This is a genomic window from Thalassolituus hydrocarboniclasticus, assembly GCF_025345565.1.
Classification (GTDB): Bacteria; Pseudomonadota; Gammaproteobacteria; order Pseudomonadales; family Oceanobacteraceae; genus Venatoribacter; species Venatoribacter hydrocarboniclasticus.
In genome coordinates, this window is sequence record NZ_CP054475.1 from 3,765,046 (window position 1) to 3,788,380 (window position 23,335).

Annotated in this window: 18 protein-coding genes; 6 read left to right on the forward strand and 12 right to left on the reverse strand. The window is 53.5% G+C overall.

Annotated elements, in window-relative coordinates:
• The first annotated feature begins 109 nt into the window (after positions 1–109).
• Positions 110–3,601 carry a hypothetical protein gene (locus tag HUF19_RS16910; protein WP_260997687.1) on the forward strand — a complete coding sequence of 1,164 codons (3,492 nt, stop codon included), beginning with the start codon at positions 110–112 and terminating at the stop codon, positions 3,599–3,601.
• Between the two features lie 92 nt (positions 3,602–3,693).
• Here the strand turns inward: HUF19_RS16910 and HUF19_RS16915 are convergent, their stop codons facing one another.
• The 10 genes from HUF19_RS16915 to HUF19_RS16960 form a co-directional block, all read right to left on the reverse strand.
• Positions 3,694–4,170, reverse strand: coding sequence for a nucleoside deaminase (locus HUF19_RS16915; protein ID WP_260997688.1), 477 nt, complete (start codon positions 4,168–4,170; stop codon positions 3,694–3,696).
• A gap of 24 nt (positions 4,171–4,194) precedes the next feature.
• Complete coding sequence (locus HUF19_RS16920) at positions 4,195–4,983, reverse strand: ABC transporter permease (RefSeq protein ID WP_260997689.1); 789 nt, start codon at positions 4,981–4,983, stop codon at positions 4,195–4,197.
• The gene (locus tag HUF19_RS16925) at positions 4,976–5,761 is read right to left on the reverse strand and encodes an ABC transporter ATP-binding protein (RefSeq protein ID WP_260997690.1); all 786 of its coding nucleotides are present in this window, start codon (positions 5,759–5,761) and stop codon (positions 4,976–4,978) included. The genes HUF19_RS16920 and HUF19_RS16925 overlap by 8 nt, the downstream gene beginning before the upstream one ends.
• 1 nt (position 5,762) lies before the next feature.
• Positions 5,763–6,770, reverse strand: coding sequence for an ABC transporter substrate-binding protein (locus tag HUF19_RS16930; protein ID WP_260997691.1), 1,008 nt, complete (start codon positions 6,768–6,770; stop codon positions 5,763–5,765).
• A gap of 101 nt (positions 6,771–6,871) precedes the next feature.
• Complete coding sequence (locus HUF19_RS16935) at positions 6,872–7,687, reverse strand: alpha/beta fold hydrolase (protein WP_260997692.1); 816 nt, start codon at positions 7,685–7,687, stop codon at positions 6,872–6,874.
• Complete coding sequence (locus HUF19_RS16940) at positions 7,687–8,754, reverse strand: isopenicillin N synthase family dioxygenase (RefSeq protein WP_260997693.1); 1,068 nt, start codon at positions 8,752–8,754, stop codon at positions 7,687–7,689. Before HUF19_RS16940 ends, HUF19_RS16935 begins: the two co-directional genes overlap by 1 nt.
• Positions 8,755–8,877: 123 nt before the next feature.
• Positions 8,878–9,849 carry a LysR family transcriptional regulator gene (locus HUF19_RS16945; protein ID WP_260997694.1) on the reverse strand — a complete coding sequence of 324 codons (972 nt, stop codon included), beginning with the start codon at positions 9,847–9,849 and terminating at the stop codon, positions 8,878–8,880.
• A gap of 178 nt (positions 9,850–10,027) precedes the next feature.
• On the reverse strand, positions 10,028–12,322 hold the full coding sequence (locus HUF19_RS16950; protein ID WP_260997695.1) for a bifunctional diguanylate cyclase/phosphodiesterase: 2,295 nt from the start codon (positions 12,320–12,322) through the stop codon (positions 10,028–10,030).
• Positions 12,323–12,542: 220 nt separating this feature from the next.
• Positions 12,543–13,658: a PilT/PilU family type 4a pilus ATPase gene (locus tag HUF19_RS16955; RefSeq protein ID WP_145467872.1), complete on the reverse strand. Its 1,116-nt coding sequence runs from the start codon at positions 13,656–13,658 to the stop codon at positions 12,543–12,545.
• Positions 13,659–13,669: 11 nt separating this feature from the next.
• Positions 13,670–14,704: a type IV pilus twitching motility protein PilT gene (locus HUF19_RS16960; RefSeq protein WP_260997696.1), complete on the reverse strand. Its 1,035-nt coding sequence runs from the start codon at positions 14,702–14,704 to the stop codon at positions 13,670–13,672.
• A 129-nt stretch (positions 14,705–14,833) separates the two neighbouring features.
• On the opposite strand from HUF19_RS16960, the gene HUF19_RS16965 reads away from it, so the two are divergent.
• The 4 genes from HUF19_RS16965 to HUF19_RS16980 all read left to right on the forward strand — a co-directional run bounded on the left by HUF19_RS16965 (position 14,834) and on the right by HUF19_RS16980 (position 17,483).
• The gene (locus tag HUF19_RS16965) at positions 14,834–15,535 is read left to right on the forward strand and encodes a YggS family pyridoxal phosphate-dependent enzyme (RefSeq protein ID WP_260997697.1); all 702 of its coding nucleotides are present in this window, start codon (positions 14,834–14,836) and stop codon (positions 15,533–15,535) included.
• 105 nt (positions 15,536–15,640) lie between these two features.
• Entirely contained in the window at positions 15,641–16,462 is an 822-nt protein-coding gene (gene proC, locus HUF19_RS16970; protein ID WP_260997698.1) for a pyrroline-5-carboxylate reductase, read from the forward strand.
• 137 nt (positions 16,463–16,599) lie between these two features.
• A complete protein-coding gene (locus HUF19_RS16975) occupies positions 16,600–17,193 on the forward strand; it encodes a YggT family protein (protein ID WP_260997699.1) in 594 nt (197 codons plus the stop codon).
• On the forward strand, positions 17,190–17,483 hold the full coding sequence (locus HUF19_RS16980) for a DUF167 family protein (protein ID WP_260997700.1): 294 nt from the start codon (positions 17,190–17,192) through the stop codon (positions 17,481–17,483). Before HUF19_RS16975 ends, HUF19_RS16980 begins: the two co-directional genes overlap by 4 nt.
• Positions 17,484–17,523: 40 nt before the next feature.
• Here HUF19_RS16980 and HUF19_RS16985 read toward each other — a convergent pair.
• Positions 17,524–18,686, reverse strand: a protein-coding gene (locus tag HUF19_RS16985) for an IS3 family transposase (RefSeq protein WP_260996778.1) whose coding sequence is annotated in 2 segments (ribosomal slippage) — positions 17,524–18,431 and positions 18,431–18,686 — 1,164 coding nt in all. Because the reading frame shifts where the segments join, the coding sequence is not laid out codon by codon here.
• Positions 18,687–18,840: 154 nt separating this feature from the next.
• Here HUF19_RS16985 and dauA point away from each other — a divergent pair.
• Positions 18,841–20,595, forward strand: a complete 1,755-nt coding sequence (gene dauA / locus HUF19_RS16990; RefSeq protein ID WP_260997701.1) for a C4-dicarboxylic acid transporter DauA — start codon at positions 18,841–18,843, stop codon at positions 20,593–20,595.
• 151 nt (positions 20,596–20,746) lie between these two features.
• Here the strand turns inward: dauA and HUF19_RS16995 are convergent, their stop codons facing one another.
• Complete coding sequence (locus tag HUF19_RS16995; RefSeq protein WP_260997702.1) at positions 20,747–23,242, reverse strand: penicillin acylase family protein; 2,496 nt, start codon at positions 23,240–23,242, stop codon at positions 20,747–20,749.
• Positions 23,243–23,335: the final 93 nt, after the last annotated feature.

Below are 23,335 nucleotides of genomic sequence, written 5' to 3' on the forward strand. Positions count from 1 at the left end.
TCTGCTATCATTCCCGCTCTTTTGAGAAAGCTATCATTACAACCAGAAGGCGCAGTCAGCACAGAATCAGCCTGTGTCTTGTGACACTGCTGCCACTACAGGGAACCGCATGCATCAGTTCGATAAATCTACTCTTATTGCTTTTAATCCACACGACAGTGAGTCGCTTGCTGCTGCGCTGTTGCAGTATCAGCAGCATCTGGAAGATGGCAGTGCCTTCAGGAAGCAGGTTTTTAATATCGAATTTGTTGCGCTTGAGAATAATGGCCAGCGTCGCCTGCAACTGAGTGATATCAGTGACGAAACACTGCGCACTTATGTCAGAGACGCCCTGAGGCTGACGCCGGATGGTTACAGCGAATCTTCCCATGAGGCAATCGCGGAAGATGATCCGGTCTATATTTCTGAGCCCATATTCTTTGCCTTAGCGCTGCAGTTTCCACAACTGCAAGAGCAGGTTATACGCTGTGCCCGCAGTATCGTTGCCTATGCCCGTGACAATAACGATACGAACGATATGTGGCGCGATGATATGGACGTATTCGGCGCCGAAGCCCTGTATTTACTGGCGCGCAGCGATCTGAATAATCTGCCGTTATTGGCCCAGTTTTTTATCCCTTACTGGGATGACGAGCACGCCGGCGAGTACCATCAATTTCTTGCCGATATTGTGCATCGCTATGGCTGGTGCCGCGAGGTTATCAGTGCCTATATCTGGTGCGATAACGACCGGTTCCGCTATCAGATGTTTGGCCAGGAGTGGGGCAGCGACACCCACTATCAGCCACTGGGAGAATATCTGCGTGCCAACCCGCAGGAATATCTGTGGTTTAAACAGGCGCTGCAGGAGCGCCTGCTCGACACGCCTAAAATGATGGAATCGATACATGATGAAGAAACACACAACCCGGTGCTGGATTTTTATCTGACGCTGTTGCCGATGGATGGTGACCGTTTTGATGATGAAGATTGCGCAGAATTTGCCCAGCAGCATTTTATTCATGCCAGCCTTGAAGACGAAGCACTGGATCTTCAGAACAGAATTCAGGCACACAGCAGCACGCCGTTATTCTGTTATTCCGCCAGTGATCTGCGTTCACAGGAATCCATGGAGCGGGAGGATGCCAGGGGTGATGGCCTGCGCAGGGTTAAACCGCTGATACTCGCTCTGCCTCAGGGCGAAGCACTGTGGCACTACGTTTATGATGGCAGCCAGCAGGATGCGCTGCAGCAATTGCCCGTCACCGAACTTGCACCACTGGCCAAAAAAGCAGCGCCGGAATTTTACCGTGATTTACAGGATGAGCTGATCTTTGGCGACAGCAACAAAGACATCTGCGATGACCTGTTTTCCGTTCTGTACAGCGTACGCCGCGAATTACAAAGCGATGATGAAGACGCCGAAGACTTTGCCGAGGTATTAACCTCCGACAGTGAAGAACAGCGCACTCAGCAATACCTGCGTCTGCTGGATATTTTTTACCGCGTACTGGGGCAGGATGAATTTCCCGATAGTATGCGCGAGCTTCTGGTCGACGACGATGAACTGTTAACCACTGCCGAATATTTCCGCCGTTTCAGCCGTATTCCGGCCGAAGATCAGGAAAAAGCGCTGCAACAAAAAGTGCTGCACAGCCTGCTGGACGAATTCTGCGATATGGATGAGCGGCTGGGCAAGGCACTGCTGCAGCGCGCACAACAGCTTATCAGCTCGGAGCGTACTCTGGCCAACCCTGCCCATTGGGCAGACGATGCAGCACAAAGCGATCTGGAGATCGGCCATTTTGCTCTGATGGCCTTTATTCTGCACAACGACTGGCAGCAGAATTTTTCCGATGACCAGACTCCGGTTCTGGCTGAATACCTGCAGCAGGGTAATTTATGGTTAAAAGCCGCAAACCTGCCACTGAAACGCTTTCATATTGAAGGCGGCCGTTACTGCGCGGAAGGCCGGGGTATGAATACTGAGCAGGTACAGCTTTTCCGCGATTACTTCTGCGCGCAGCAACCGGTATTAAATCAGCAACAGATGATCGACCTGATCAACCGCTATGCCCAGCGTGACGATTGTACCCGCCGCAGCTCATTGTCGTTTAATCAGTTCAGCGAACTCCAGAATGGTTATTACTTTCTCAACGACCACGACGATGATTACCAGCGCATACTGTTAATCTGCTTCTGGCTACAGTGCCTGCCTCTGCCCTGCAGCGTACCAGCCAAGCGCATCTGGAAACTGATGATCACACTGGCCCCTGTACGGGTCACCCGGCTGGTGATGCAGGCATTTTCTGATGACAGCTACGATGTGGAATTTGAAGATGTATTGCAGGAAATCAATCATTACGAAGCACTGGAAAAGGCCGGAATTAATCAGGGTTATTTAATGGCCTTCCAGCTCAGCCAGTGTCAGCCGGCTTACCACACCGAAAAATACGTTAGCTGGCTCGATCAGTATGCCGCCATTGATGATACCGACACCTCGATGTTCGGCAGCCGCAGCCGCAAGCTGGCGCAGGAGCTGCAACACGGACTGCGTTATATCAACGAGGCCGATAAAATTCAGTTTTATCGGCTGCTGGAACTGCGCCATCCGCGCTTCAGTTACAGCAGTAATAACGAGCTGCAACAAAACTTCCGCCGCACACTGGAGCGTAATCTGCGCCTCAGCCTGAAACACTGGCACAGCATTCTGGCCAGCGAGAGTGGTTCGTCCCAACTGGATTGCGACAGCAAAGTGCTGAGCAAAAAACCGTTACGTATCGCGGCGAACTATCACACGCGGGAAGATTTTGTTCCCGGTGATATGACCTGGCTCGGCGTCTGGCTGGTTGAAGATATGGGTGACGACTACGAAATATTTGCCGGCCCCGAACTGCAAAGTGCGGAACTGAACCATTGCCGGGGCAATGTATTGTTATTTAAAGGCAATATTGACCGTGCTCAGATTTTAGCCCGCTCCAATGAACTGTTAGACAGCGAAGCCTGCCTGCAGCAACTGTATCAGCAGGTTCTGAATTATCTCGACGGCAATGCCGGTTATGAACAAACCGCCACTCTGGCAGAACATTATCTGCTGGGTGAAGGTCTGGAGCTTGAGGCCCCGGAATACACCATGACCGGGGTCGACAGCTTTATCTGGCTGCTGGATGAAGCACAACGCGACCGTCTGGCACGGCTGTTTTTTAATAACAATTACCGTGGTTTTAAACTGGTACGCGACACCATTGTTCAGGGCTATCTGAGCGATCAGGTTAAGCAGGGCAAGATGACCTTCAGCGACATGCTGGAGGCCGATGAAGACGACTACGAAGAACAGGCCGCGGCCTTTTTATTGCTGTGGTTACTGCGTCTGGATATCCGCCCTGAACATATCCTGCTGTACTGCGTTAAAAACCAGCAGTTCGAAGCCTGCCAGCATTATGTACTGGCGCTGGCCAATGACGGCCTGCTGAAGTCCTGTGCCGCCTTCCTGCATACCGAGAACCGTGCCGCTCTGGTGGAAATGCTCGCAGAGCAGAATAATGGCCGTTCTTTCCTCAGTATTTTCGCCAAAGATAAAGCCCGTAAAATACGCGATATTGTTGCGCGTTTTATTGGCTGAGCTATTAAGACTTAGCCATTAAAACAAAGCTATGAAGGCTGTGTCATGTACCCGTTCGGGCATGACACAGCAACTTTTCATACAATATCGCTTTACCAAAAATCTTTATGCAGTGCTGCGCCCTCGTCTTCCATTACCGGGCCGATCACTTCAACTTTACGCTGGCCTGATTCAAACACCACCCGGCAAGGTAAATCGAGGGTCGGATTTTCCGGATGGTTACCGGTAATCTGTTTCAGCCTTTGCTCGCTTAGGCTGTACACCACCCGTCCAAGACCTGCCCAGTAAGCGGCTCCGGCACACATCGCGCAGGGCTCTGCCGACACATACATGGTGCATTTGGCAAGAAAATCCGGGCGATATTCCTGACTGGCACGGGTCATTAATACCCGCTCAGCATGGCCGGTCATATCCAGTTTTGGCAAATAGCCATTCACCTGCTCCAGCAGAATGTTGCCTTTATCGTCGACCAGCAGCGCGGCAAAGGGGTGAATACCCTGTTCGCGCGCCTGCGCCGCCAGCTCAAAGCTGCGGCGCATAAACTTCTGATCCTGTTCACTCAGTTGCATAACGTGGTTCACCTTACTTTTAAGTCAGTGTTTGTTCTTAGGAATGCTCCACGGATACAGCCACTGCTGTGCCCATTGCACACTTTTGAATAACACCAGACTGACCACTGCAAGGAATATTAATCCGGCAAATGCCTGCGGAATTTTAAAGAAGGATGTTGAGAACTGAATAAAGTAGCCAAGGCCTTTTTCAGCAGCGACAAACTCCGCCACCACAGCACCGATAATGGCCAGCGTGATGGACACTTTCAGGCCGCTGAAAATATGCGGGATGGCATAAGGAATACGGATCTGCCAGGTCTCACGGTAACGCGGAGCCCGTAATGATTTACTCAGCTCAATCAGTTCTTCCGGCGTTTCCAGCATACCGGTCGCCGCCGAAACCACCAGCGGGAAGAAGGTAATCAGACAGGTTATCAACACCCGCGACATATCACCGGTGCCCATCAGTACAATAATCAGCGGTGCGACCGCGACCACCGGCGTAGACTGAATGACGACCAAAGCCGGGTAAATGGTGCGCGATAAAACCTCAGAACGCACCATGGCAATGGCTAACGGAATACTGATACAGATCGACAGAACAAACCCCATCAGGGCTACCCGCAGTGTTGCCCACAGATGCTCCAGCCAGCGGCTGAATTCCACATCAAAAAAAGCATTCACAATCGAAACCGGCGACGGCAGGATATACACAGGTACTTTGCCAAAGCGGCAGACTGCTTCCCACAACAATACAAATGAGATAAAAAACAACGCCGAGGCATACTTTAGTAGCCACTGACGCACAGGTAATGATGTTGATTTAAGCATGGGCTTCCGGCTCATAAATATGTTTTCTGATACGCGCAGTCAGCTCAGCAAAGCGCGGAGTATTAATGGTGGTAGCGCTGCGCGGTCTTGGAATATCAATATCAATTAAATCCAGCACAGTTCCCGGCCGCTGACTCATCACCAGCACACGGTCTGCCAGTAATACGGCTTCAGAAATTGAGTGAGTAATAAAGAGAACGGTCTTGGGATGTTCCGTCCAGATATTCAGCAAATCAAAGCCAATCTGTTCACGGGTCATGGCATCGAGCGCAGAAAACGGCTCGTCCATTAATAAAATATCCGGGTTTAATAACAGCGCGCGGACAATACCGACACGCTGCTGCATACCACCGGATAATTCATCCGGCATGCGTACCGAAAACTGTGATAAACCAGCCATCGCCAGTAATTCTTCGGCGCGGTTTTTATCGGCAGCCGTTACCAGCCCGTATTTATGCTTCAGCGGGAACAGCACATTGTCGCGCACGGTCAGCCAGGGTAATAACGTCGGCTTCTGAAAAACGATGCCGACATCATCACGCGGCTCAGTCACCTGACGATCAAAAACGCTGACCTTACCTGCACTTGGAATCAGCAGCCCCGCCACCATACGTAGCAACGTGGATTTACCGCAGCCGGATGGCCCGACCACCGCTACAAATTCATGGCGGTGAATCTCTAGATCAATCTGCTGTACCGCCATATTGCCAGCGGCCGGATCATAACAATGCCCAACCTGTTCCATGCGCACAAAAGCACGTTCTGACGCTTTACTCATATCACTTCTGCTCCGGCATAAAATCACGGTTAACAGCGATTTCCGGATTCATAGCATCGGCGGCAATATCGTTGGCCTGCGAAACCCACTTCCAGGTTAACGCCATACGCTCTGGCGTTAAGGCACCAAAACCGTCATTGCTGGTTACTTCGTTATATACCAGGCCGTTAATGCTGCGGATTTGTGCACTGGCAACCGCAGCATCCACCTCGGGTACCATGGCGTGAATATCGGCACCGGCTTTATCCGGGTTGGCGTAGGTAAACTGCACCGCTTTGGCAAACGCTTTAACAAAACGTTTGGCAACGTCCGGGCGTTCGCTGAGGAATTTATCGGCGGCCAGCAGTGAAGAGCTGTATAAATCCAGACCACCTTCTGTCCATGGAATGACACGCAGCGTTTTTCCGGCTTCTGCGGCTTGTTTTTCAAATAAGGCAACGTTGGTTACCCAGGCGATAATGCCTTCGATATTACCGGTCATCAGCATCGGGCTTAACGCACCCGGGTCCGATTTCACCAGCGTCACACTGTCGGGCGCCATACCGTTTTCTTTTAATACCAGCGGTAAAAATGCATTGGAGGAGGTAAAGGGTGAGGTTGCGATTTTTTTACCGGCAACATCTTTAAGACTTTTAATCGAACTGCCTTCAAGGGTGAAAAAAGCATGGGGAGCCTGGGAGAAATACGACAGCACCGCCGATACTGGTACACCATCGCGTGCTTTGGCTGCCATTAAGGCACCAATATCGGCGGTACCCACATCCGACTGGCCTGTTGCCATTTTGGTCACGGCATCGGTTGAGCCACGGCCGCTGGCGATTTTTACCTCAAGATCTTCGGCAGCAAAAAAACCCTGCTGAATACCAACATAAACCGGTGCTTTATCACCACCGGGTAACCAGTCGAGCTGGAAGGTTACTTTATCCGCCGCCAGTGTCATGGCCGAGCAGCCCAGAGCAGCCGCCAGTGCGGTAACCTGCAATAAAGGTTTGGTCAGTTTCTTTAACATGGTCTTCTCCTGATTTTTAAGTCGTTTATCCGGTGCAGAATTTTCTGATCAACCGGACAGGTTTTATTCTCTGTCAGCAATAACCGTACCCGCGTGCGGATTTATTTTTCGTGGCCGCACATCTTGAGCGGAAAAGCGCCCAGCTCCGGGGCAAGGCCGTGCAAAAATGGCTCAAGGGCAGATATCACGGCGTCCGGCATGCTTACTTGTGGTGCATGCCCACTAATAAGTGACTCAATATGGGCACCGGGCACTAATTCCTGCATCGCCCGCTGCAACGGCAGCACCACCGAACGATCAAGCGTGGCTTCGATATACAAACGCGGAATCTGTCCGGCGCGTTCTGCACTCCATTCGGCCACCAGCGCCCGGCCGCCTTCAGGCTGTGCGCTTAAACGCACAGCAGCCGCCATGGCGCTTTCGTCGTTCATGTCCTGAAAAAAGATTTCACGCGCAGCAATCGGCGGTACCCGGCTCTGTGTGCGTTCGGTATTCCACAATAAATAAGGGCCGATACCCGCCACCTGCGGATGCTGGTGTTGCAAACGGCGGATTAATTCGGCAAAACCCATCCCTGAGGGCAGCATCATCCCAGCGATGTACACCAACCCGGCGATACGCTCGGGCATGGCCTCTGCCAGTGCAGTGGCGATCACCCCGGCGCCGGAGTGGGCAATCACCACCCAGGGAGCATCGCTGCTGGTCGTACTACGGGCACTGGCAATACGGGCCTGCAAATACTGTAAATACAGATCCAGGCTTACCTGCTCCAGCGGTGTCTGATCCTGGCCGTTACCGGGCAAATCAACCGCACAGGTGGCGTAACCCAGCGCCTGCAGCCGGGGCTGTAATTCATCCCAAACCCAGCTGCCGGCCCAGGCACCGTGAATCAGCAATACATTCAGAGATGGCTTCATCAATGCACCTCCGTCGTTGCCTGCCGTTCAGACGGCGATGACGCAGGCGGCTGTGCCGAATAAGTACGGCGATACATTTCGCGGTAGTGCTGTTCAACGGTGATGGCGGCATAGCGCGGAGTTTCACCGCTGTCACAGCAGCCCGGCAGACATTCCACCCGGTGGTCGGCGTTACCGCTGTAAAAGAAAGGAATGGAATAACGTTCGCGCCCGGAGCGGTTGATCACCCGGTGCAGGGTTGAGCGGTACAGGTCGTTGGTCCAGCGCGCGAACATATCGCCAATATTGATGATGTAAGTACCGGCCTGCGGCGCGATATCCAGCCAGCATTGATCCGTTTCGCTCCAGACCTGTAAGCCGCCGACGGCATCCTGCAGTAACAGCGTCAGGCCGCCGAAATCGGTGTGCGCACCAGCACCGCGCTGATTGGCCGCGGCATCGACCGGTTGCGGCGGATAATGCAGCAGGCGCAGCGTGGTCAGAGGCTCGTAGCAAAAATCATCAAAATGGTTTTCCGGCAGATTTAACGACAATGCCAGGCCACGCATCAGCAGTTCCGCCAGTTCGGTTATCTGCTGTAAATAGCTTTCCATTAACGGCCGGAACTGCGGCAACTGTGTGGGCCAGACATTCGGACCGTGATTGAATTTTCCGGCCAGTACCTGAGGATGATCCGCAGCCAGATCACGTCCCATGTAATAACCCTCTTTCAGATCAGGCAGACTGCCTGGCTGTAATTGCTGATTGCCCAGCGCTTCATAACCACGGTTAGCGGCCGACAGCGATTTATCCAGCAGGCGCTTTTCGGCGTCAGGCAGGGCGAATAAATCGGCGGCCTGAGTAAATAACTGCTGTTGTAAGTGCTCACTGATGCCATGGTTGCAGATAACAAAAAAACCGTTATCCACACAGGCAGCCCGAATCTGTGCCCCAACCGCAGCGCGTGCCTGAGGATCGTTACTGCGTAATGGTGCAACGTCGATAAGGGCGAGAGTACCTGCCTGAACCGGACGCGAAGTAAGAACATCCCCGGCATGCTGACGACGGCTGTGCGAATTGGCTGACATACATTCTCCGGATAACCGCCATCAGGGCGGACTGTGGAAACTGTCGCCAGTATTTGTCAGCCGTGGCGTACACCAAAGAACAGAATTTCGCTCGCCCTGATGCCGTTTTGGCAGCGGCACGCCTTATAAAATAAGCGTATGGCCGTTGCTCTGTGCCTGTTCCTGCTCTTGCTCCTGTTGTTCGCGCCGGGCAATTTCATCCACCAGCATGCGCGCAAAAGCATCCACCGCTACCGGTAATGAACGCTGGCTGCGGGTATACAAACCCAGGTCGCTCAGCACCGGCTGGTTATGCACCAGCGGTACATGCACCAACTGTCCGCGGCGCAGCTCATCCTCAATACCAATACGGGTCTGAAAGGCGATACCGACACCGCGCAACGCCAGTTTTTTTGCCAGCTCTACCGAGCTGGTTTCAACCACAGCCCGTCCCCATTGCGGGCTGTGGTTCATCGCCGGACGCAACAGATGTGCGATGGATAATTCTTCTTTTGCCAGAATCAGCGGGTGCGCAGCACAGGAGGCAAAACTCAGGCGCCGGTGCTGCGCCAGCGGATGATCGGGCAACATAATTGCCCCCAGATGAAAGTGACCACGCACTAACTGGTGCAGATCGTTGTCACGCTGCAGGGCAAACGCCAGCCCCAGATCGGCATTACCGCTGCTGATCTGCGCCGCAATCGCGGTCGAACCCAGACTGGAAACACCCACGGAAACATTGGGATAGAGCGCGCGCATACGCTCAATCACCGCGGGCAGCAGATCCACCGTGACCCCTTCCACCGTGGCGATTTCGACATGACCACTGCGCAATCCCTGTAAGGCATCCAGCTCCGAGCTGACGCGCTCGGTATCCTGCATCACCGCAATCACATGGCGGGTAAACACTTCACCGGCGGGAGTCAGGCGCAGGCCGGAAGGCAGACGCTCAAACAGCGGCGCGCCCAGCTCTTCTTCCAGCTTAAGGATCTGGCGGTTGACCGCCGACGACGCCACATTAAGACTGCGCGCCGCCTCGCGGAATGAACCGCAGCGGCGGACTTTATCGAAGTAAGCAATGGCCGGGGCATGGATGCGTAACTTACGTGCTTTCATAACACTCTCTGCGAATTTAATTGCAGAGATGCAGCAAGTGACAGGCCAGCCCGGACAAAGACGACCATTGGCCGCTTTGTCAGCGATTTATTTCAGCGCCGGGGAAAGCTTATTGCAGCGCAGAAGGCAGTGCTGAAAATGAGGACGGAAGAAATCCGTCCAGAATGGTAATAGCAGTTTACTGACGTTCAGCCGTTTTCCGGATGTACTGCAACAGGTGCTCAGCACTCAGCGGCCTGGAAAATAAATACCCCTGAAAGAAATCGCAGCCACTTTCAACCAGACAGTCAAACTGCTGCCGGGTTTCAACGCCTTCAGCAAGAATTGTGACGTCGTAATTACGGCCGATAGCAATAATATTTTTAACCATGCGCATCGCTGTTTCATCGTCAATCACGTGGTCAACAAAGCTTTTATCGATTTTAATTTCATCCAGCGGCAGGTAACGCAGAATGCTTAAGGATGAATAGCCGGTACCAAAGTCATCCAGCGATATCCGCACACCGGCGTCATTCATTACCGTCAGGATTGAACACACCCGGTCGATATCTTCTATCAGCAGGTTCTCAGTAATCTCCAGTGCGATATGAACATTACCGAGACCGTTTTGACTGATTTTCTCAAGGAGAATCCGGCTGAATTCGGCTTCTGCCAGCTGAAGTACAGAGACATTGATTGATAAACTGAAACTCTGCCCGGTTTGTTGCTGAATTTCTGCGATCTGGCGTAGTGATTCATCGATAATAAAATGCCCTAACTCGTTGATCATTCCCGCCTGTTCTGCAACAGGAATAAACTTATCCGGCGGCACAAAGCCAAGCTCCGGGCTGTGCCAGCGAACCAGTGCTTCCACTCCCCATAAGCCTCCACTGGCATCAACCTGGGGCTGATAGTTCATACAGATTTCGCCACGGCGGCAGGCGCCTCTCAATAAATGTTCAATCTGCATGCGGTACAGGTAATCACCTTCAAGTTCAGGCTGGAACATGCAAACCCGGTTGCGGCTTTTTTTAGCCTCATACATTGCAATGTCTGATGACCTCAACAGCTCTTCAAGATTACGCCCATGTTCAGGAAAGCGGGCAATACCAACACTGGCGCCCGGTGAAAACGTCATCCCCTGCACTTCTATGTCTTCGCAGGCGAGGTAAAGTTTCTGCGTAATAACGTTCTCTTCATTCTCCAGCGATTCGCCGCAGAGAAGCAGTACAAATTCATCGCCACCATGGCGCACAAGCAGATCATCCGGCGAGATCAGAGCGCGGAATCTTTCCGCCAGAGTCACTAATATTCTGTCGCCCATTGAATGACCGAAGCTGTCGTTAATGCCTTTGAAATTATCAAGATCAACAAATAATAAAGAGAATCTGTCTTTATTCTGCTGCCAGCGGGAAAACTCAGAAAGCAGATAGTTGCGGTTCGGCAACTGTGTCAGCGGATCATGACGGGCCTGAAATTCAAGCAGGGAACGTTGTTCTTTTTGGGTGCGGTCAATAAAGCGGAACAGCACATACATGCCGGTCTGAAACGCCAGCATAATCATCAGATAACCGGCAAACACATGCAGGAACTGCTTCAGTAAATAGGACTCTTCTATTTCAGATATCAGCCAGAATTCATAGCGCGGGCTGTAGATTGCAATACCACGTACAGTCCCCCGGCCATCCGTCGTATCACGGATATAGTGCACACCATCAGCAGCCGTTGTTGCCGCTTCCAGACTGCCGGCAGCCGTAGCCAGTGTATCCATCAGCCCCTGATACGCTTCATCACTTAATGGCTGTTTATAAAAATCGTCCAGCATCGGGCCATTGCCGGCGTACTGAATATATTGGTCGCGGGTACGCAGCACAGTAATGCTGTGAAAGGGTCCCAGTACCTGACTGCGGCCAAAGAAGCCACCGGTTTTGCTCAGATTGAGCGCCCCGGTCATCACGCCCAGCACCTGCCCCTGATCGTCGTAAATCGCTTTACGCGCCGGAATCACCAGCCGGGGACCAAAATAAGTACGGCCCAACACCATTTTGTCGGTCTTCATGGCATACAGGAACGAATCCCGCGTCTGTGGTAACTGCAACAGATTGGGCAGGTCGGGGCTTTCCAGATTGGACGTTAATGCCAGCACTTCACCCGCAGGGCTGATCAGTGCAAAACCGGCAAAAACCTCAGGGTTCAGCGCCATGATGCTGTTCAGCTCGGGCTGAACAAGCTGCCCGTTTTTCCGCTGGCGCAACAGCAGATCCTCTCCCAGCAATGTGATAATACCTTCCTGCTGCTCAAGTATGGCGGAGAAACTGCCATACCAGTGCTGGGTGAGCGCGTATTGATTATATCCATAGTGCTCCACCAGCCCCCGCCAGCGGGTAACAGAAAGACTGACCAGTAACACCACACCCGATATCAGCAGGACAGTGAAAAGCAACCAGATGTTCTTTTTCAGCAGGGTCATAGGGTCCTCAGGGTTGTGCGTCATGAAGGCCCGCTCACACAACCTCAGTTTGGCTGATCAGACTGACAGCGCTTACAGACAGCCGCCAGTACAGGATAAAGATTACACGCTGCAGACGCGTAACCACAAAAAGGATAGCCCACAGTCGCTGTGGGCGCGGACCATACAGGAGAAAAACGGACAGTCAGAACAACCGGTCATCAGCAATTATGCTGCATGACCGGTCATGGTTCTGTGGTTTGCGTCAGTCCTGCAGACGCAGGTTGCGGGTCGCACCATCCAGATGATCAGCATCGGCTTCGGAGCCGAGTTTAATCATCAGGCGCAGGTCGTTTGGCGAGTCGGCGTGAGCAATGGCGTCTTCATAGGTGATTTCACCCTGCTCGTAGAGTGCATACAGCGCCTGATCGTAAGTCTGCATACCGGCTTCGTTGGACTTGGCCATTAATGGCTTCAGCTCGTGCACTTCACCTTTACGGATCAGATCCGAAGCCAGTGGTGTATTCAGCAGCACTTCCACCACCGCGCGGCGTGAACGGCCATCCGGCGTGGCAATTAACTGCTGGGCCACAATAGCGCGCAGGTTAAGGGATAAATCCATCCACACCTGGTTATGACGATCCGGCGGGAAAAAGTGAATCACACGTTCCAGCGCCTGGTTAGCGTTGTTAGCGTGCAGGGTCGCCAGACACAGGTGACCGGTTTCGGCGAAGGTGATGGCGTGTTCCATGGTTTCGGCAGACCGCACCTCACCAATCATGATCACATCCGGCGCCTGACGCAGACAGTTTTTCAGGGCGGTATCAAAACTCTCGGTATCCAGGCCCACTTCACGCTGGGTAATAATGCAGCCATCGTGCTGGTGAATAAATTCGATCGGGTCTTCGATGCTGAGAATATGGCCCTTACTGTTTTTATTACGGTGACCAATCATCGACGCCAGCGAAGTCGATTTACCGGCACCGGTGGCACCGACAAACAGAATCAGGCCTCGCTTGGCCATGGATATTTCTTTAATAATATCCGGCAGGCCGAGCTGATCGACACTCGGAATACGGGTTTCAATACGGCGCAGCACCATACCGGAAACGTTACGCTGATAAAAAGCACTGGCACGGAAACGTCCGATACCGCTGGCATTAATGGCGAAGTTGAGTTCCTTTTTCTCCTCAAACTCGTCCTGTTGCTTGCTGTTCATTAAGCCCAACACCACTTCGCGCGTTTGCTCTGCGCTGAGTGGATTTTTGCTTAACGGCATAATTTTTCCATTCACCTTCATGGAAGGCGGAACCCCGGCTGTAATAAACAGATCCGAGGCACCTTTTTCCACCATCAGGCGTAAAAACTTATCCATCGCCATGTTCAGTTACCTCAGAAATTATCCGGGATTTTGGCTTTTTCACGTGCCACTTCACGGCTGATCAGGCCCTTGCTGAGCAGATTCTGCAAACACTGATCCATGGTTTGCATACCGTAGGCCGAACCGGTCTGAATGGCCGAATACATCTGCGCAATTTTATCTTCACGGATCAGGTTACGGATCGCCGGTGTACCCACCATGATTTCGTGAGCCGCTACCCGGCCGCCACCGTTTTTCTTCAGCAGCGTCTGGGAAATAACCCCCTGCAAAGATTCTGACAGCATGGAGCGCACCATCGATTTTTCTTCCGCCGGGAATACGTCGACGATACGGTCGATGGTTTTGGCCGCCGAGCTGGTGTGCAGGGTGCCGAATACAATGTGACCGGTTTCTGCCGCGGTCAGCGCCAGACGGATGGTTTCAAGGTCACGCATCTCACCCACCAGAATCACGTCCGGGTCTTCACGCAGTGCCGAGCGCAGTGCTTCGTTAAAGCCCAAGGTGTCACGGTGAACTTCACGCTGGTTAACCAGCGATTTTTTCGATTCGTGTACGAATTCGATCGGGTCTTCCACGGTCAGGATGTGGTCGTATTTGCTTTCATTGATATAGTCGATCATCGCTGCCAGCGTGGTCGATTTACCGGAACCGGTGGGGCCGGTAACCAGTACAATACCGCGCGGTACTTTCGCCAGATCTTTAAACACCTGACCCATGCCCAGCTGGTCCATGGTCAGCACTTTGGAAGGAATGGTACGGAATACCGCACCGGCACCGCGGTTATGGTTAAAGGCGTTTACACGGAAACGCGCCACACCCGGTACTTCGAACGAGAAGTCAGTCTCGAGGAATTCTTCGAAATCCTTACGCTGCTTGTCGTTCATGATGTCATACACCAGGCTATGTACTTCTTTATGCCCCAGTGCTGGCAGGTTGATGCGGCGTACATCGCCGTCAACCCGGATCATTGGCGGCAAGCCAGCCGATAAATGCAGATCCGACGCGCCTTGTTTGGCACTGAAGGCAAGCAGTTCAGTAATATCCATAGCCACTCCTCGTTATATTTTTTACTGGCAGGCCCGGCGAAGGGTGCGCCAGCCGACAAGCTTCTATATTATCAGGATTCACCAACCCGGAATGGGTTGCAGGTCAAAAAGATAAACCAAGCCCCTGAAATGTCTACTCTTGAACTGAATTACCAGAATGTGCTGCAGCGCCTGCAACTGGCCTGTTCACAGAATAACCGCCCTGCTCAGAGTGTACGCCTGCTGGCAGTCAGCAAAACCAAGCCTGCAGCTATGGTCGAGGCCGTCTATGCCCTCGGTCAGCGCAGCTTTGGTGAAAACTACCTGCAGGACGGCATGGACAAAATCACCGCCCTCAGCCATCTGACCGATATTGAATGGCATTTTATCGGCCCGCTACAGTCCAACAAGACGCGGCCGGTCGCCGAACACTTCCAGTGGGTGGAAACCGTTGACCGTGACAAAATTGCCCGCCGTCTGAGCGAACAACGGCCGGCCACTCTTCCTGCACTGAATGTACTGGTGCAGGTGAATATTTCTGCCGAAGAGCAAAAAGCCGGAGTACTGCCCGCGCAAGCGCACGCCCTCTGCACTCTGGTCAGCGAACTGCCCAATCTGTGTCTGCGCGGCCTGATGTGTATTCCGGAAGCGACCGATAATGAAGAACGCCTGCGCACCCAGCTTGAGGCTATGCAGGCACTGTATCAGCAACTGGCAGCAGAATTTCCGGCAATGGACACCCTCTCAATGGGAATGTCCGGCGACCTTGAGCTGGCCATCGCCTGCGGCAGCAGCGAAATCCGCATCGGCACCGATATTTTTGGCGCCCGCGACTATCCTGCCAACAACTGATACCGGAATGCCGGAAGAAGCGGCAAACTGCTCATAATCGACCAGAATTAATGCAGCTCCCGCTCACACCGGGCGCTGCGACTTTATACAAAAGAAGGAACCAGCATGACTCAAATCGCATTTATCGGTGGCGGTAACATGGCCTCCAGCATTATTGGCGGCCTGATCAAACAAGGCGAAACCAAAGCCAGCCTGATTCATGTTTCCGACCCCGGCGCCGAACAGCGCAGCAAGCTGGAAAAAGAATTCGGCGTCGTCACCCACGCCGATAATCTCGAAGCCATCGCCAAGGCCGATGTGGTGATCATGGCAGTCAAGCCGCAGATGATGAAAGAGGTTCTGGAACCGCTGCAGGCCACGCTGAGCAAACGTCAGCCACTGCTGATTTCCATTGCCGCCGGTATCAATATGGACAGCCTGGCACGCTGGAGCAGCTGCCGCGCCATCGTCCGCTGTATGCCCAATACACCATCTCTGCTGGGACTGGGCGCAACCGGTCTGCTCGGCAGCAAAGACGTCAGCCTTGATCAGCGCAATCAGGCTGACTCCCTGCTGCGCGCTGTTGGCCTGACCGTATGGGTGAAAACCGAAGCCGAAATCGATGCCGTCACCGCCGTTTCCGGCAGTGGTCCGGCGTATTATTTCCTGCTGATGGAAGCCATGATCGAAGCCGGTAAAAAGCTTGGTCTGAGCGAACAGACGGCCACCAAACTGACGCTGCAAACCGCACTGGGTGCTGGTCAGATGGCGCTGCAATCCGATGTCGGCCCGGCCGAACTGCGCCGCCGAGTGACCTCTCCGGGTGGTACTACCGAGCGCGCTATTGCCACTTTTGAAGCCGCCCATATGCGCGAGATTGTCGATGCTGCGTTAAAAGCCGCCAGCGACCGGGCCGCCGAACTGAGCGAGCAGCTGGGTAAAGACTGACTCGCCGTACCAGGGTGTGCTGAGGTTTCCTGACAAATAAGACCATTGTCAGGACTGGAAAAGGCGCCGGAGCGCCTATATGTTAAAGGCTGGCGGCCATAACCGTTCGCCAGCCATTAAATATTCACGGAGTTACCATGTCACCGTTTTCTCAGGTCGGCCTGCTGTTAGTTCATACCCTTGGCGGTCTTGCGCTGCTGATTATTATGCTGCGCTTTCTGCTGCAGCTGGTGCGCGCCGATTTTTATAATCCGATTTCGCAGTTTCTGGTTAAAGCCACCAATCCGGTATTAATTCCGTTACGCCGTATTATTCCGGGCTTCGGCGGATTGGATATCGCCTCTCTGGTGCTGGCCTATGTCGTTCAGGTGATTGTTTATGGTCTGATCACCATGCTGAAAGGCTATGGCATCCCTCTCAATTATCTGCTGATCTGGGCGCCTTTGGGGCTGTTCGTTCTGTGCATGAATATTTATTTCTGGGGCATGCTGATTACCGTTATCGCCTCCTGGATTGCACCGGGTTCTTATAACCCTGCACTGATTCTGATCAACCAGATTCTCGAACCCGTGGTTCGCCCTGTGCGTAAAATGATGCCGGACCTGGGTGGCCTCGATTTATCCCCCATGGTCGTTATGCTGAGCTTACTGGTCATACAGGCGCTGATTGTTGGCCCACTGGCCATCATGCTGAATGTTCCGAACTTTATTCCGATGTATGTCGGATTTTGAGCCAGCACTATCAATGGACAGACGGGGATTTACTCCTCGTCTGTCATCTGCAGCCCAAAGCCTCTAAAAGCGAATTCTGCGGCTTACACGGCGATGCCCTGAAAGTCCGGATTCAGGCACCACCGGTCGAAGGCAAAGCCAACAGCGAGCTGATTAAATTTCTCGCCAAACAGTTTGGCGTCAGCAAAAGCGCGGTCAGCATTATCAGTGGCGAGCTGAACCGCCACAAGCGCGTACGCATTACGCAACCGCAAAAACTGCCGGCAGAGGCCCTGATCACACAGCCTTAATACCGCCCCCCTTATTATCCCAACTATTGTCCTGTAGTGGTCAACTAATTCCGGACACGGTCTTAAGTAATTCTTCGGCTGCCGATGGGCTCAGCCCATTGTTAGCACTGTGTGGTCTGTAGCCGTTGTAGTAATGCATCAGATACCGGCCCACATCCATTTTTGCTTCCATCACCGAACGATACCCCTTATCCGGTATCCACTCGGTTTTCAGACTTCGGAATAAACGCTCCATCGGCGCATTATCCCAGCAGTTTCCGCGACGGCTCATACTCTGCTGCATCCTGTAACGCCACAGCTGTTGCCGATACTTCAGGCTTGTATATTGAGCGCCCTGATCGGAATGAAACATCACGCCGGATGGTTTTCCCCGTCGCTGATACGCATCATCCAAAGCCTTAGTGACCAGCCCTGTCTGCGCTTTATCAGAGATCGCCCAGCCCACCACTTTGCGGGCGTACAGATCCAGTACAACGGCCAGATAAATCCAGCGTCCACCGGCTCGTATAAAAGTGATGTCGCCACACCAGACCCGATTGGGTGCTGTCACGGTAAACCTACGGTTCAGACGATTAGGAATCGACAGATGCTCTGCCGTTGCTGGTTTATATTTATGTGCTCCGGGCTGTTTGCTGACTAAGCGCTGCTCTTTCATTAATCGGGCGACCAGATAGCGACTCACCTGGTTGCCATTTTCGTTCAGCTTGTCGCGAATTCCCCGGCTTCCAAGTGAACCACGGCTGATTTTAAAGACCTCAGCCACGTGAGCTTTAAGGCGTACCCGCTGGCTATTGATACGGCTTACTCTGTTGCGATAGGCGTAGTAACAAGAGCGGTGAATCTCAAATAGTGAGCACAGCTTTTTAACCGGATACCGCTCTCTCAATTGGTTGATCAGCGGGTAGGCTTGATCGCGTCTGACATTAAGAGAGCCGTAGCCTTTTTTAGAATGACCTTGTCTTCCTCCAGCTCTTTAATTCGGGCTTCAAGTGCCTGAATTTTCTGCTGTTCAGGCGTGAGGGCTTTGCCCTTTGGCGTAGCACCGCCGCGTTCTTCCTGTAACTGATCAATCCAGCGTCGCAGAGTGGTATCGCCAATATCCAGCGCCTGACAAACCTCGGAAACAGCGCGCTGCTGATCGAGCACCATGCTGGCAGCTTCTTGCTTGAACTCTGCAGTAAAAATACGACGTTGTTTTTTCATTGGACACCTCTTGGGTTGTGATTTTATCACCTAAGCGGGTGTCCGGATTGATTAGACCACTACATCCTGCCCCTTTTCCCAACCCTGCGCCCAACAAAAACCCCACATTTTGTGTTATAGTGCCGCCCTCTTATCTCCTGCCGGGAGTCCCTGAATGCCGCACCGCGCTCATTTATTTTCCCTGCGCATCGCCAACGCCCTGCGCGAATCCCTGAAAGAATCACCCTACACCGCACAACGTTTTGGCAAAGATATTATTGCCGGTATCACCGTTGGTATTATCGCCATTCCGCTGTCGATGGCACTGGCGATCGCCAGTGGGGTAGCACCACAATACGGTTTATACACAGCCATGATTGCCGGTTTTATTATTGCCCTGACCGGTGGTTCACGCTTCAGTATTTCCGGCCCGACCGCCGCCTTTGTGGTTATTCTTTACCCCATTGCGGAAAAATTCGGCCTCGGCGGTCTGCTGATTGCCACCCTGCTATCCGGCCTGATTCTGATCGCCATGGCCTTTGCCCGCCTCGGACGTTTTATCGAATATATTCCCGAGTCGGTAACGCTGGGTTTTACCTCCGGCATCGCCATCGTAATTGCCACCCTGCAATTAAAAGATTTTTTCGGGCTGACGATTCAATACCCGGAAACCTATGTCGAAAAAGTACATACACTTGCGCAAGCATTACCCGGATTTGATAGTGCCAGCCTGACCGTCGGCCTTACAACTTTTGCCACGCTGTTGCTGTGGAAAAAAATCAGCAGCCTGCCGCCGCATATTCCGGCACTGCTGGTTGGTGTATTAACCGCCTGGCTGCTGGGTTTACAGGGCCACGAAGTCGACACTATCGGTAGCCGTTTCAGTTATTTATTACCGGATGGTTCGGTTGGTGCCGGTATTCCACCGATATTGCCGGAATTTTTCTGGCCCTGGGAGCAGCCCGGTGCCGACGGCCAGCCGATTGGTTTGTCCTGGTCGCTGTTGCAATTATTACTGCCCGCCGCCTTTTCCATAGCCATGCTCGGCGCCATTGAATCCCTGCTCTGCGCCGTGGTGCTCGACGGTATGACCAACACCCGCCACAGCGCTAACAGCGAATTATTAGGTCAGGGCATCGGCAATATTGTGGTGCCATTTTTTGGTGGTATTACCGCCACCGCCGCCATTGCCCGCTCGGCCGCCAATTTCCGCGCCGGTGCGCAAACGCCCATCGCAGCCATGATTCATGCTCTGGTGGTGATGGCCGGTTTGCTGGTACTGGCGCCGGTACTGGCGCATTTGCCCATGGCCTCGATGGCCGCGCTGTTATTACTGGTGGCGTGGAATATCAGCGAGGCCGATAAAGTCGTGCACTTTTTCCGCACCGCGCCCAAAGGCGACATTATGGTGCTGGCCACCTGCCTGAGCCTGACGGTACTGTTCGATATGGTGATAGCCATTGGCGTTGGTATCGTGCTCGCCTCGCTGTTATTTATGCGCGATATTTCTGAGATGACCAAAGTCAGCGATATCAGCGACAACAGCAAATTAATCAGCGAACCTCTGCCTGCAGGCTGGGCAGTTTATAAAATAAACGGGCCGCTGTTTTTTGCCGCCGCTGACCGGATTTTCTCTGAACTGGCGACCCACAGCCGCGATAAAAAAGCTGTGATTCTGTATATGGATGCCGTACCTGTTATTGATGCCGGCGGTCTGGCCGCCTTGCTGAAATTTTTAACAGCCTGCGCCAAACACAATACCGAAGTACGTATTGCCGACCTGCAGTTTCAGCCGCTGAAAACACTCGCACGGGCCGGGCTTAAGCCACAGGATAATGTGCTGGGGTTTTATCCCACATTGCAGGCTGCGTTGCCGTTTAACAGCGGTCAGGCTGACCGCACGGCGGGTGATGCAGAGCAGCGGGTGTAATCCGGTTTAACCGGATAGCTGTGGGAGCGGCCTTCAGCCGCGATGATTAAAAACCAGCCCGACACAGTAAGCCACGCCACAACATTTATCCCGCATAAAAACAAAAAAGCCCGCGTATCACGCGGGCTTTTTATGTCTGACAAGCCGGTAATTACTTACCTTTTAACTGCAGCGTCTCCACCGCCTGCGCTTTAATATCCGCCGCTTTAAACAGCATCGGACGCCACTGCAGGTTGCTGTAGTTCTGCGTCTGGTCGGTGAAGAATTCCGACTCCGGATCATGTGACTGACCGTAGCTCAGGAACATTTCTGCCTCAGGGCCGTTATCACCGTATTGCAGCGCCATCACAAAGCTGGAGCCGTAGTTAATGCGGTAACGCTCGGTCGCACCATTGCCGTCTTCATCCAGTGACACCAGTGGCGAGTCATTGCGTTTGCTGCCCACCAGGTTGGTTGCCAGCTCAGAGGTAGAGCGGGATGGCACTTTGCTTTCCGCCATATTAAATACGCCTTCATAAGAGTTAGCGCCGGTAATCGCAATCGGATCTTTGCCCTCTGCTTTAATCACGTACTGCAGCGAACCCAGAGTGGCATCCAGTGCGATGCCAGCATCGGTCAGGCGTTTTGCCGCTGCGGCCAGTGCCTGCAGTACCGGGTCGTTATCCACATCACCGGCGTCAATCGCCACCAGACCCGATGGAGTAGTCGCCGGCTGCTGGGCACTGAAAGGGACCGCGAACAGGCTGTCAGACAAATCACGGTGACCGGAAACGCGGAAGGCTGCGAGGAATTCACGCATCACCTGCGCGCCGGTGCTGTTCAGGTTGTACTCACCATCCCAGTTGGCCAGCGCGGTACAGGCCGGTGTCAGATCAAAGGCCGAGCCGCTTACCTGAATGCTGTTGTAGTTGGTGCAGCGGGTTACCAGTTCATTGCGGAAATCACCGCCAAACAGCGAGCCGTTATGGGTCAGCACGGTTTCCAGTTCACCCAGGGTAAAGCGGTTATCAGCACCGGCCAGACCGGTTCCCGACATATCGCTGATCAGCTGGGCGTTGTAACGGGTGCGCGGGCTGCGCACAATCTGCTCCGGGCCGTACATCAGACTGTAGCCAACCAGAGGCTCGTCCAGATTGGTCAGCCAGTGGCTGCTGTTGGCGTTGTATACATAGTCGCTGCGCGTCACCTGTGGCGCCTTGCTGAACGGCACCAGCCCCGGCGCACCGGCATCCCCCGTATCGACCCACTCGTACAGTGAGGTATTACCCGGCAACAGCACACTGCCGGCGCCGTCCTGCCAGATCGGTGCTAACTGCGGGCTCTTGGAAGCCACACCCCAGTATGCTTCAGCCTGCGGGCTGAGCTGCGGCACCTGGGTACCATCGATATAAGAAGCCGTACCGTCATCGGCAATCATCAGGGTATTTACCCACGGGATGCCCTGATGGTCGGCAAAGGCCTGGAAGAATTCATCACGGGTTTTGGCTTTATTCATCGCCAGCCACTGTTCCAGCATACGGGTGTTACCGGCGTTGGCATCGCGGAAGGTAATCGCACTGCTGGTGCTCCAGCCCAGCGCCGGAGACAGTGACGCCAGGTTCACCATCGGCCCGAAGTGGCTGAAGTACAGCGTGTGCGGTACATCCACCAGCGAGCCGTCACCCTGCTTCACTTTTACCGTAACGGTTTTGCTGCTGAGCTCGCGGTATTCACCATCAAACTTGTAGCGCAGCGGATCAGCCGGATCGAGCTGCAGCTGATACAGGGTAAAACGCTTCGACTGCGACACGGTGTGCGTCCAGCCCAGATTCTGGTTATAGCCGATCACTACCGCTGGCAGACCCACCATGCCCACGCCGTTCACATCCAGCTCACCGGGAATGGTCAGATGCTGCTGGTAGAAACGCAGCTCGCCATCCCACGGGAAGTGAGGGTTTCCTAACAGTGCAGAGCTGGCACCATCAACACGATCGCTGCCCAGCGCCCAGCCATTGCTGCCGATGCCTTCAGAGGTAAAAACATGGCCGGCATCCAGTTGTGCGCTGTCGACTGCAGCAACGGTCGCCACAGGCGGCTGTGCCGCAGCCATCGCGGCGAGGAAGTTACGCGCGCTCGCCAGCCCGGCCAGATCCAGCTGATAGGCCAGCAAATCCTGCGCTGTAATGCTGGTTACCCAGTCAGCACCGCGACACGGCGACGGATATTCCTGCGGACCGGCACGCTCACTCAGCGAGCGGTTAAAACCGGCGGCATAGCCCTGCAGCAGCCCTTTGGTCGTTGCTGACAAACCACTGTACAGCTGGGCGGCTTCAGCCGGATAATCCATGGCCTTGTAGCCCAGATCCGACAACAGATTCGCGTTGCCGCTACCGGCACCAAAGTATTCGGATTTCTGTGATTTCAGTTTCAGCAGCTGCTCGGACAGGGTGCAGAGGTTTTCTCTGGCCTGCGCATAACCGATACCGTAACCCAGACTGGGATAGTCTTTGGCTTCAATATGCGGCACACCATGGGCGGTGTAAGTAATCTGTGCATCGTAGGAATGGCTTGCATTGCTCTTGTCGTCATTGCAGCCTGTTAATAAGGCGCAGCTTAACGCGCTCAGCGCGTACAGGCCGGGCTTCTTCAGGACGGTGCCTAAATACATCTGGGCTTCCTCACTTGTTATGATTATGTGACAGGAAATAGTATTAGACGCCGGAACGGCACCAGGATCGTCCGTATCGATAGATCCGACACC